Annotated in this window: 8 protein-coding genes and 1 pseudogene; all 9 read right to left on the minus strand. The window is 51.7% G+C overall.

Annotated features, from left to right (window positions below):
• Positions 1–103: 103 nt before the first annotated feature.
• Entirely contained in the window at positions 104–4,327 is a 4,224-nt protein-coding gene (gene rpoC / locus C0K55_RS23930; RefSeq protein WP_000653962.1) for a DNA-directed RNA polymerase subunit beta', read from the minus strand.
• Positions 4,328–4,403: 76 nt separating this feature from the next.
• A complete protein-coding gene (rpoB, locus tag C0K55_RS23935) occupies positions 4,404–8,432 on the minus strand; it encodes a DNA-directed RNA polymerase subunit beta (RefSeq protein ID WP_001314338.1) in 4,029 nt (1,342 codons plus the stop codon).
• A gap of 318 nt (positions 8,433–8,750) precedes the next feature.
• Positions 8,751–9,116 (minus strand): 50S ribosomal protein L7/L12, encoded by a 366-nt coding sequence (gene rplL / locus C0K55_RS23940; protein ID WP_000028878.1) that lies wholly within the window; start codon positions 9,114–9,116, stop codon positions 8,751–8,753.
• A gap of 66 nt (positions 9,117–9,182) precedes the next feature.
• The gene (gene rplJ, locus C0K55_RS23945; protein WP_001207201.1) at positions 9,183–9,680 is read right to left on the minus strand and encodes a 50S ribosomal protein L10; all 498 of its coding nucleotides are present in this window, start codon (positions 9,678–9,680) and stop codon (positions 9,183–9,185) included.
• A gap of 292 nt (positions 9,681–9,972) precedes the next feature.
• On the minus strand, positions 9,973–10,677 hold the full coding sequence (gene rplA, locus C0K55_RS23955; RefSeq protein WP_001096679.1) for a 50S ribosomal protein L1: 705 nt from the start codon (positions 10,675–10,677) through the stop codon (positions 9,973–9,975).
• Positions 10,678–10,680: 3 nt separating this feature from the next.
• Positions 10,681–11,109 (minus strand): 50S ribosomal protein L11, encoded by a 429-nt coding sequence (gene rplK / locus C0K55_RS23960; RefSeq protein WP_001085926.1) that lies wholly within the window; start codon positions 11,107–11,109, stop codon positions 10,681–10,683.
• Positions 11,110–11,267: 158 nt separating this feature from the next.
• On the minus strand, positions 11,268–11,813 hold the full coding sequence (gene nusG, locus C0K55_RS23965; RefSeq protein ID WP_001287521.1) for a transcription termination/antitermination protein NusG: 546 nt from the start codon (positions 11,811–11,813) through the stop codon (positions 11,268–11,270).
• Between the two features lies 1 nt (position 11,814).
• Positions 11,815–12,198 (minus strand): preprotein translocase subunit SecE, encoded by a 384-nt coding sequence (gene secE, locus C0K55_RS23970; protein WP_001275702.1) that lies wholly within the window; start codon positions 12,196–12,198, stop codon positions 11,815–11,817.
• Positions 12,199–12,427: 229 nt separating this feature from the next.
• Positions 12,428–12,585 (minus strand): annotated as a pseudogene (gene tuf / locus C0K55_RS23975) (elongation factor Tu); the annotation flags it as partial.

Genomic DNA, 12,585 nt, shown 5'->3' on the forward strand with positions numbered 1-12,585 from the left:
CGCCCTGCCTTTCTTAATATTTCTGGTTAACTATATGAATTCTGAACTAAACCCATAAAAAAACCCGCCGAAGCGGGTTTTTAAGTTATTTGTGGATTAACGATTACTCGTTGTCAGAACCACCCAGACCTGCGTTCAGCAGTTCTGCCAGGCTGGCAGATGCGTCTTCTGCAGTCACCTGCGGTGCAGCCGGAGCCTCACCTGCGGCACGGCGGCGCATACGATCCTGGTGATACGCATAACCCGTACCGGCTGGGATCAGACGACCAACGATAACGTTCTCTTTCAGACCGCGCAGTTCATCACGTTTACCTGCAACAGCGGCTTCGGTCAGGACACGTGTAGTTTCCTGGAACGATGCTGCAGAGATGAAGGACTCGGTTGCCAGAGACGCTTTGGTGATACCCAGCAGATCGCGGGAGTAAGTTGCCCCCACTTTGCCGTTCGCTTCCAGTTCGCGGTTTGCGATCTTGACGCGAGAGTATTCAACCTGTTCGCCTTCTAGGAAGTCGGAGCTACCTGCGTTAACGATGGTGGCTTTACGCAGCATCTGACGAACGATAACTTCGATGTGTTTATCGTTAATCTTAACGCCCTGCAGACGGTATACGTCCTGTACTTCGTTAACGATGTAACGAGTAACAGCATGAACACCACGCAGACGCAGAATGTCGTGCGGTGCTTCCGGACCGTCGGAAATAACGTCACCACGTTCTACACGTTCACCTTCGAACACGTTGAGCTGACGCCATTTCGGAATCATCTCTTCGTACGGTTCGCTGCCGTCTACCGGGGTGATAACCAGACGACGTTTGCCTTTGGTTTCTTTACCGAAGGAAACGACACCGCTGATTTCAGCCAGGATTGCCGGCTCTTTCGGACGACGAGCTTCAAACAGGTCTGCAACGCGCGGCAGACCACCGGTGATGTCTTTAGTACCGCCAGATTCCTGCGGAATACGCGCCAGAGTGTCACCAGAGCTGATCTGTACGCCATCTTCCAGTTGAACAATCGCTTTACCCGGCAGGAAGTACTGCGCAGGCATATCAGTACCTGGGATCAGAACGTCGTTACCCTGAGCATCAACGATTTTCAGTGCCGGACGCAGATCTTTACCACCTGCGGTACGCTCTGCAGAATCCAGAACAACCAGCGAAGACAGACCGGTCAATTCGTCGGTCTGACGAGTAATGGTCTGGCCGTCGATCATGTCAGTAAAGCGAACAAAACCGCTTACTTCAGTGATAACTGGCATGGTGTGCGGATCCCAGTTTGCAACGGTTTCGCCGCCAGCAACCTGTTCGCCATCGCCTTTCGCCAGTACCGCACCGTAAGGCACTTTGTAGCTTTCTTTGGTACGACCAAATTCGTCGATCAGTTTCAGTTCGGTGTTACGGGAAGTGATAACCAGTTTACCGCTGGAGTTCACAACCGACTTCACGTTGCTGAGTTTGATGCTACCTTTGTTTTTCACCTGGATGCTGGATTCAGCAGCCGCACGCGATGCCGCACCACCGATGTGGAACGTACGCATGGTCAACTGTGTACCCGGTTCACCGATGGACTGTGCCGCGATAACACCGATAGCTTCACCTTTATTGATGATGTGGCCACGCGCCAGGTCACGACCGTAGCAGTGCGCACATACACCAAAGTCGGTGTCACAAGATACAACAGAACGAACTTTAACCGCGTCGACAGAGTTCTCTTCCAGCAGGTCACACCACTGTTCGTGCAGCAGTGTGTTGCGCGGAACGAGGATGTCAGCAGTACCCGGCTTCAGAACGTCTTCAGCAGTTACACGACCCAGTACGCGATCGCGCAGCGGCTCTTTAACGTCGCCACCCTCGATAACTGGGGTCATCATGATACCTTCATGAGTACCACAATCATCTTCGGTAACCACCAGGTCCTGCGCGACGTCAACCAGACGACGAGTCAGGTAACCGGAGTTCGCGGTTTTCAGTGCGGTATCCGCCAGACCTTTACGAGCACCGTGGGTGGAGATGAAGTACTGGAGTACGTTCAGACCTTCACGGAAGTTCGCGGTGATTGGCGTTTCGATGATGGAGCCATCCGGCTTCGCCATCAGACCACGCATACCCGCAAGCTGACGAATCTGTGCCGCAGAACCACGCGCACCGGAGTCGGCCATCATGTAGATGCTGTTGAAGGAAACCTGCTTCTCTTCCTGACCGTCACGGTTAATAACGGTTTCAGTTTGCAGGTTATCCATCATCGCTTTGGATACACGATCGTTCGCCGCAGCCCAGATATCGATAACTTTGTTGTAGCGTTCGCCCGCAGTTACCAGACCAGACTGGAACTGCTCCTGAATTTCAGCAACTTCTGCTTCTGCCTCGGAGATGATTTCGTGTTTCTTCTCCGGGATGACCATGTCATCAATACCAACAGATGCACCGGAACGCGCTGCATATGCAAAGCCGGTGTACATGATCTGGTCCGCAAAAATAACGGTCGGTTTCAGACCGAGAATGCGGTAGCAGGTGTTCAGCATTTTGGAGATTGCTTTTTTACCCAGCGCCTGGTTGACGATGGAGTAAGGCAGACCTTTCGGTACAATCATCCACAGAATGGCACGGCCAACGGTCGTGTCTTTCAGGCTGGTTTTCGCGACTAATTCACCGTTAGCATCTTTTTCATACTCGGTGATACGCACTTTAACGCGCGCATGCAGAGAGGCCAGGCCAGCGCGATAAATACGCTCAGCTTCTTTCGGGCCAGTCAGCACCATGCCTTCGCCTTTGGCGTTAACACAGTCACGGGTCATGTAGTACAGACCCAGCACAACGTCCTGAGACGGAACGATGATTGGTTCGCCGTTCGCCGGAGACAGGATGTTGTTGGTAGACATCATCAGCGCACGCGCTTCGAGCTGGGCTTCCAGCGTCAGCGGTACGTGAACAGCCATCTGGTCACCATCGAAGTCGGCGTTATATGCCGCACAAACCAGCGGGTGTAGCTGGATAGCTTTACCTTCGATCAGTACCGGCTCAAATGCCTGGATACCCAGACGGTGCAGAGTCGGTGCACGGTTCAGCAGTACCGGGTGTTCGCGGATAACTTCGTCCAGGATATCCCAAACGACAGCTTCTTCACGTTCAACCATTTTCTTAGCAGCTTTGATGGTGGTAGCAAGACCACGCAGTTCCAGCTTGCCGTAGATGAACGGTTTGAACAGCTCCAGCGCCATTTTCTTCGGCAGACCGCACTGATGCAGACGCAGGTATGGACCTACGGTGATTACAGAACGACCGGAGTAGTCAACACGTTTACCGAGCAGGTTCTGACGGAAACGACCCTGTTTACCTTTGATCATGTCGGCCAAAGATTTCAGAGGACGCTTGTTAGAACCGGTGATCGCACGACCGCGACGACCGTTATCCAGCAGGGCATCAACCGCTTCCTGCAGCATACGTTTTTCGTTACGTACGATGATGTCCGGCGCTGCCAGATCCAGCAGACGTTTCAGACGGTTGTTACGGTTAATGACGCGACGATACAGATCGTTCAGGTCAGAAGTCGCGAAACGACCACCATCCAGCGGAACCAGCGGACGCAGATCTGGCGGCAGAACCGGCAGAACGGTCAGGATCATCCACTCTGGCTTGTTACCAGACTGAACGAATGCTTCCAGCAGTTTGATACGCTTGGTCAGTTTTTTACGCTTGGTTTCGGAGTTGGTTTCGTTCAGCTCTTCACGCAGAGTTTCACACTCTTGCTCCAGATCCATGCTCTTCAGCAGTGCCTGAATAGCTTCCGCACCCATCTTCGCGTCGAATTCATCACCGAACTCTTCCAGCGCATCCAGATACTGTTCTTCAGTCAGGATCTGTTGACGTTCCAGGTTGGTCATACCGCCTTCGATAACAACATAGGATTCGAAGTACAGTACGCGTTCGATATCACGCAGCGGCATATCGAGCAGCAGACCGATACGGGACGGCAGCGATTTCAGGAACCAAATGTGCGCAGTCGGAGAAGCCAGCTCGATGTGACCCATACGCTCACGGCGTACTTTAGTCTGGGTCACTTCAACGCCGCACTTCTCACAGATGACGCCGCGGTGTTTCAGGCGCTTGTACTTACCGCACAGGCACTCGTAATCTTTTACCGGCCCAAAGATACGGGCGCAGAAAAGGCCGTCACGTTCTGGTTTGAACGTACGGTAGTTGATGGTTTCCGGCTTTTTAACTTCACCGAAAGACCATGAACGGATCATGTCTGGCGAAGCCAGAGCAATTTTGATCGCATCAAACTCTTCGGTTTTAGTCTGCGCTTTCAGAAACTTTAATAAATCTTTCACGGATTTGCTCCCGTCGGAGTTAGCACAATCCGCTGCCGGGTTTTACCCCGACAGCAGTGACCTGTTTGAGCGAGAATTACTCGTCTTCCAGTTCGATGTTGATACCCAGCGAACGAATCTCTTTCAACAATACGTTGAAGGATTCTGGCATGCCCGGTTCCATCTGATGGTTGCCGTCCACGATGTTCTTATACATCTTGGTACGACCGTTCACGTCATCAGACTTAACAGTGAGCATTTCCTGCAGGGTGTATGCCGCGCCGTATGCTTCCAGCGCCCACACTTCCATCTCCCCGAAACGCTGACCACCGAACTGTGCCTTACCACCCAGCGGCTGCTGAGTAACCAGGCTGTAAGAACCGGTAGAACGCGCGTGCATCTTGTCGTCGACCAGGTGGTTCAGTTTCAGCATGTACATGTAACCTACGGTTACCGGGCGTTCGAACTGTTCACCAGTGCGGCCGTCGTACAGGGTGATCTGACCAGAAGTCGGCAGGTCGCCAAGTTTCAGAAGCTCTTTAATTTCCGCTTCTTTCGCACCGTCGAATACCGGCGTTGCGATCGGCATACCTTTGCGCAGGTTTTCAGCCAGGCGCATCACTTCTTCATCGCTGAAGGTACTCAGGTCAACTTTCTGACGAACGTCAGCGCCCAGATCGTAGGCACGCTGGATGAACTCGCGCAGTTTCGCGACTTCCTGCTGCTGTTTCAGCATGGCATTGATCTTGTCACCGATACCTTTAGCAGCCATACCCAGGTGGGTTTCCAGAATCTGACCGATGTTCATACGAGACGGTACGCCCAGCGGGTTCAGTACGATGTCTACCGGCGTACCGTTTTCATCGTAAGGCATATCTTCGATCGGGTTGATCTTAGAAATTACACCCTTGTTACCGTGACGACCTGCCATCTTGTCACCAGGCTGGATACGGCGTTTAACCGCCAGATATACCTTAACAATCTTCAGCACGCCCGGTGCCAGATCGTCACCCTGGGTGATTTTGCGGCGTTTCGCTTCGAGTTTCTTCTCGAACTCGTGTTTCAGTTCGTCATACTGCTCAGCCAGTTGTTCTAGCTGATTTTGTTTCTCTTCGTCGGTCAGGCCCAGTTCCAGCCAGCGATCGCGCGGCAGTTTGTCGAGCTTCTCAGCTTCAACACCACCGGCTACCAGCACAGCTCGGATACGGCTGAACAGACCCGCTTCGAGGATCTGCAGTTCTTCAGACAGGTCTTTCTTCGCCTGTTTGAGCTGCATTTCTTCGATTTCCAACGCACGTTTGTCTTTTTCTACGCCATCGCGAGTAAAGACCTGAACGTCGATAACCGTACCGGATACACCGTTTGGTACACGTAGAGAAGAGTCTTTAACGTCAGACGCTTTCTCACCGAAGATCGCACGCAACAGTTTCTCTTCTGGGGTCAGTTGGGTTTCACCTTTCGGCGTTACCTTACCAACCAGAATGTCGCCACCGGTCACTTCCGCACCAATGTAAACGATACCGGATTCATCCAGTTTGGAGAGCGCAGCTTCACCCACGTTCGGGATATCAGCGGTGATCTCTTCTGGCCCCAGCTTGGTGTCACGAGACACACACGCCAGCTCCTGGATGTGGATGGTGGTGAAACGGTCTTCCTGAACAACACGCTCGGATACGAGGATGGAGTCTTCGAAGTTGTAGCCGTTCCACGGCATGAACGCCACGCGCATGTTCTGACCGAGCGCCAGTTCACCGAGGTCGGTGGACGGACCGTCTGCCAGCACGTCGCCACGTTCTACCGGCTCACCCAGAGAAACACATGGCATCTGGTTGATACAGGTGTTCTGGTTAGAACGGGTGTACTTGGTCAGGTTGTAGATATCGATACCTGCTTCGCCCGGGTACATCTCGTCTTCGTTAACTTTGATAACGATACGGGAAGCATCCACGTACTGAACGACACCACCACGTTTAGCAACCGCAGTTACACCGGAGTCAACGGCAACAGCACGTTCCATACCAGTACCAACCAGCGGCTTATCAGCACGCAGAGTCGGAACGGCCTGACGTTGCATGTTCGCACCCATCAATGCACGGTTGGCGTCATCGTGTTCAAGGAACGGGATCAGGGACGCACCGACGGATACCACCTGCTGGGTGGATACGTCCATGTAGTCAACCTGGTCGCGGCTGAACAAGCTGGATTCGCCTTTGCTACGGCAGGTTACCAGATCTTCTACGAAGTGGCCTTCTTCATCCAGGTTGGAGTTCGCCTGGGCGATAACGTAGTTGCCTTCTTCTATAGCAGACAGGTAGTGAATTTCGTCAGTTACAACACCGTCGGTTACTTTACGATACGGAGTCTCAAGGAAGCCGTATTCGTTAGTCTGTGCGTACACGGACAGGGAGTTGATCAGACCGATGTTCGGACCTTCAGGGGTTTCGATTGGACATACGCGACCGTAGTGAGTCGGGTGTACGTCTCGAACCTCGAAGCCTGCGCGTTCACGGGTCAGACCGCCTGGGCCGAGTGCGGAGATACGACGTTTGTGCGTAATCTCAGACAGTGGGTTGTTCTGGTCCATAAACTGAGACAACTGACTGGAACCAAAGAACTCTTTCACTGCTGCAGAAATCGGCTTAGCATTGATCATGTCCTGAGGCATCAGGGTATCCAGATCGCCCAGAGACAGACGCTCTTTCACCGCACGCTCTACACGTACCAGGCCAACGCGGAACTGGTTTTCCGCCATTTCGCCAACAGAACGGATACGACGGTTGCCGAGGTGGTCGATATCATCGACTTCGCCTTTACCGTTACGGATATCAATGAGCTTTTTCATAACATCAATGATGTCGTCTTTGCTCAGGATACCAGAACCTTCAATTTCTTCACGCAGCAGAGAACGGTTGAACTTCATACGACCAACCGCAGACAGGTCATAGCGGTCTTCGGAGAAGAACAGGTTCTCAAACAGGCTTTCAGCGGCTTCACGAGTCGGCGGCTCGCCAGGACGCATCATACGGTAGATTTCTACCAGTGCGCTCAGACGGTCATTAGTTGGGTCGACACGTAAGGTTTCAGAGATATACGGGCCGTGATCCAGATCGTTGGTGAACAGCGTTTCGATACGCTTGTGACCAGACTGGCTCAGCTTAGCCAGCAGATCCAGGCTCAGCTCCATGTTCGCTGCGCAGATCAGCTCGCCAGTAGACTCATCAATATAGTCTTTAGCAACTACTTTACCTGCGATGTACTCAACCGGGACTTCGATCAGTTTTACGTCGTCTTTTTCCAGTTGGCGAATGTGGCGCGCAGTAATACGGCGGCCTTTTTCTACGTACACTTTACCGTTAGCTTCGATGTCAAAAGATGCGGTTTCACCACGCAGGCGTTCCGGCACCAGTTCCATCTGCAGCTTGTTATCACGGATTTCGAAAATAACTTTTTCGAAGAACAGGTCGAGGATCTGTTCAGTGGTGTAGTTCAGGGCACGCAGAATGATGGTCGCAGGCAGTTTACGGCGACGGTCGATACGTACGAACAGGTTGTCCTTCGGATCGAATTCGAAGTCCAGCCAGGAACCACGGTAAGGAATAATACGCGCGTTATACAGTACTTTACCCGAAGAGTGGGTTTTACCTTTGTCGGAGTCGAAGAAGACGCCCGGACTACGGTGCAACTGGGAAACGATAACACGCTCAGTACCATTGATAACAAAAGTACCGTTGTCAGTCATGAGCGGAATTTCGCCCATGTAGACTTCTTGTTCTTTAATGTCTTTTACGGTGCCTTCCGGCGCTTCGCGCTCATAGATCACCAGACGCAGTTTAACGCGCAGCGGTGCGGAATAGGTCACGCCACGGATTTGACATTCCTGGACGTCAAACACCGGTTCGCCAAGGCGGTAGCTGACGTATTGCAGCTCGGAATTACCGCTGTAGCTCTGAATCGGGAACACGGAACGGAAAGCAGCTTCCAGACCATACTGCCCTTCAGGATCTTGCTCGATAAATTTCTGAAACGAGTCAAGCTGGATAGAAAGGAGATAAGGCACATCCAGAACTTGTGGACGTTTACCAAAATCCTTACGAATACGTTTTTTCTCGGTATAGGAGTAAACCATAGGGTTCCTCAGCTCGCTGACAAGTCGACCCATCTGTCCATTGAGCGGACAGTTTGTGCAACACTATTTTGTTGACCGGAAAATGGATACTTTCCGCAATGCCTGTTGCTATCACGCTTAAACCATTTCATTGCGATTTACACAGAGCGGACGCTCTGTCGCAGTATATTAAGTCGTCGATAGAAACAAGCATTGAAAGGCACAGCAGTAGTCAAACAGTGTGAAACGCTACTGGCGCCTTACAGCGCAAAAAGGCTGGTGACTAAAAAGTCACCAGCCATCAGCCTGATTCCTCAGGCTGCAACCGGAAGGGTTGGCTTATTTAACTTCAACTTCAGCGCCAGCTTCTTCCAGAGCTTTTTTCAGTGCTTCAGCGTCATCTTTGCTCACGCCTTCTTTCAGAGCAGCCGGAGCAGATTCTACCAGGTCTTTAGCTTCTTTCAGACCCAGGCCAGTTGCGCCACGTACTGCTTTGATAACAGCAACTTTGTTAGCGCCAGCAGCTTTCAGAATTACGTCGAATTCAGTTTTTTCTTCAGCAGCTTCAACCGGGCCAGCAGCTACAGCTACAGCAGCAGCAGCGGAAACACCGAATTTTTCTTCCATTGCAGAGATCAGTTCTACAACGTCCATTACAGACATAGCTGCAACTGCTTCAATGATTTGATCTTTAGTGATAGACATTTAAATTGTTCCTGAATATCAGAATAAGTTTATACGTAAGCGAATGCGTTAAACAGATAACTGCGATTAAGCAGCTTCTTTCGCATCGCGTACAGCAGCCAGAGTACGAACCAGTTTGCCAGCCGAAGCTTCTTTCATGGTTGCCATCAGGCGTGCAATTGCTTCTTCGTAGGTCGGCAGAGTTGCCAGGCGGTCGATCTGAGACGCCGGGATCAGCTCACCTTCAAAGGCAGCGGCTTTGACCTCAAATTTTGCATTCGCTTTCGCGAACTCTTTGAACAGACGAGCAGCAGCGCCCGGGTGTTCCATAGAGTATGCAATAAGGGTCGGACCAACAAACGCATCTTTCAGGCACTCGAACGGAGTACCTTCAACAGCACGACGCAGCAGGGTGTTACGAACAACACGCATGTATACGCCAGCTTCGCGACCTGCTTTACGCAGTTCAGTCATTTTATCTACAGTTACGCCACGGGAATCCGCAACTACTGCAGACAGCGCGCCTTTGGCTACTTCGCTGACTTCAGCAACAATCGCTTGTTTGTCTTGAAGATTTAAAGCCATTAGCTTTGCTCCTGGATGTTTGCCAGAGAAAATCTCTGGAACTCACTTCACTCCTCCAAACGGAGAGAGCGTCTTAATTACGGTGAGCAGAAACAAGCCAGAATATAAAAAAATAATCTTAGCGTTCTGTCACCGTCTACGCAGGGTATTAAGTCTCTTACGAAACACCTGCGGTCTTCGACGGAGGCCTGGATTAGGCCAGGCTCCAACGAACAAATCTTTTTAGCCGCTAACTTTCGTTAACGTACGTGGGGGTAAGATTGTAGACAAAATCACCGCCCACGTAAAGGCATTAGTTTGCAGAAGCGCTCAGGCCAGCCTGGTCAACTGCAACACCTGCACCCATGGTGGTGGAGATGCTAACTTTCTTGATGTACACGCCTTTCGCCTGAGTAGGTTTTGCTTTTTTCAGCGCAACCAACAGAGCTTCCAGGTTTTCTTTCAGTTTGTCAGCGTCAAAGTCCACTTTACCGATGGTGGTGTGGATGATGCCGTTTTTGTCGTTACGGTAACGGATCTGGCCAGCTTTAGCGTTTTTAACCGCTTCAGCTACGTTCGGCGTTACAGTACCCACTTTCGGGTTTGGCATCAGGCCGCGCGGACCCAGAACCTGGCCCAGTTGGCCAACAACGCGCATTGCATCCGGAGAAGCAATAACAACGTCAAAGTTCATTTCGCCTTTCTTGATCTGATCAGCCAGATCTTCCATACCTACCAGCTCAGCGCCTGCAGCTTTAGCAGCTTCAGCATTTGCGCCCTGGGTAAATACGGCTACGCGAACGGAACGGCCAGTACCGTGCGGCAGTACAGTTGCGCCACGTACGTTCTGGTCAGATTTACGAGCGTCGATGCCGAGGTTAACAGCAACGTCCACGCTTTCTACGAATTTAGCAGTCGCCAGCTCTTTCAGCAGAGCGATAGCTTCGTTGATGTCGTACTGTTTGGTCGCATCAACTTTCTCGCGGATAACACGCATGCGCTTGGTCAGTTTAGCCATTTCTTAGTCCTCCACTACCAGGCCCATGGAACGTGCAGTACCTTCGATGGAGCGAGTCATCGCTTCAATGTCGGCACCGGTCATGTCGGCAGCTTTGGTCTGCGCGATTTCCTGCAACTGAGCGCGGGAAATTTTACCCACTTTGTCTTTGTTCGGCTTACCGGAACCAGACTTGATACCAGCCGCTTTTTTCAGCAGAACTGCTGCCGGCGGAGTCTTGGTAACGAAAGTGAAAGAACGGTCAGCGTAAACGGTGATAACTACCGGAATCGGCAGACCTTTTTCGATGGAATCAGTTTTTGCGTTGAACGCTTTGCAGAATTCCATGATGTTTACGCCCTGCTGACCCAGAGCCGGACCTACTGGCGGACTCGGGTTAGCCATACCAGCCGCAACCTGCAGCTTGACATAGGCTTGTACTTTCTTAGCCATTATAAATTCCTCAAGTTGGGTAATAGCGCCTCAGAGAGGCTCCCCGTGATATAAAAAATCGTTTTACGGGCAAGGCCCATAAAAACAAAAGGCGCGAAATTGTATTCCAATCTCGCGCCTTGTGCAACGATTTAATCGCCGCTTTTTTGATCGCTGTGTTAGGCTTTTTCAACCTGGCTGAAGTCCAGTTCTACCGGGGTCGCACGACCAAAGATAGAAACAGAGACTTTCAGACGAGACTTCTCGTAATCAACCTCTTCAACGACACCGTTGAAGTCAGCGAACGGACCATCATTAACACGAACCATTTCACCTGGTTCAAACAGCGTTTTCGGACGCGGCTTATCACCAACCTGCTGCAGGCGGTTCATAATCGCATCGACTTCTTTATCGCTGATTGGCGCCGGACGATCGGAAGTACCGCCGATGAAGCCCATCACACGCGGTACGCTGCGCACCAGGTGCCAGCTCGCATCGTTCATCACCATTTGAACGAGGACGTAGCCAGGGAAGAATTTGCGTTCGCTTTTGCGACGCTGACCGCCACGGATCTCAACGACTTCTTCAGTCGGGACCATGACTTCGCCAAACAACTCTTCCATGTTGTGTAATTTGATATGCTCACGCAGCGATGTTGCTACGCGGCCTTCAAAACCGGAAAACGCCTGAACGACGTACCAGCGCTTTTTAGGAGCTTCAGACATCTCAGAACCTCAGGCCAGTGATAAAGGATACCAGGCGAACCAGAATACCATCCAGTCCCCACAGGATCAGTGACATTACTGCGGTAACCGCAGCCACAATCAGCGTGGTGTGCAATGTTTCCTGGCGAGTCGGCCAAATGACCTTACGGACTTCGGTACGCGCTTCACGGGCAAAAGCAACGGTTGCTTTACCTTTTGTCGTTAACAGCGCGACACCACCCGCTGCAGCAATCAGAATTACTACGGCCAGCGCACGCAGCGGCAGCATAATGTCGCGATAAAGGTAATTGCCGACAATTGCCACCAGGAGCAATGCCACCACAACGACCCACTTCATCGCTTCCAGGCCGCGCCCGCTTCCTTGAGCTTCGGTATTCGCACTCATAAACCAACCTGTCAGAAGTATTCTACAAACATTTTCACCCCGCGATCGCGAGGCAAACCAAATCGAAACGCGTATTCGCTTTTCGGATTATACGCCCTCAACAGAGCCTGTCTCAGCAATGATTATGACAAAGAAAATCACTGATGAGCCAGGTTCTGGTACGAAAGCGTGCAAAAAGGGCATCAAATGATGCCCTTTTATTGCGCATTGCGTCAAATGTTATCGGCAATTAGCTCAGAACTTTAGCTACAACGCCCGCGCCAACGGTACGGCCGCCTTCACGGATTGCGAAACGCAGACCGTCGTCCATCGCGATCGGGTGGATCAGGGTAACAACCATTTTGATGTTGTCGCCCGGCATTACCATCTCTACGCCTTCCGGCAGTT

The sequence above is a fragment of the Escherichia sp. MOD1-EC6098 genome, assembly GCF_002965865.1.
GTDB lineage: Bacteria > Pseudomonadota > Gammaproteobacteria > Enterobacterales > Enterobacteriaceae > Escherichia > Escherichia marmotae.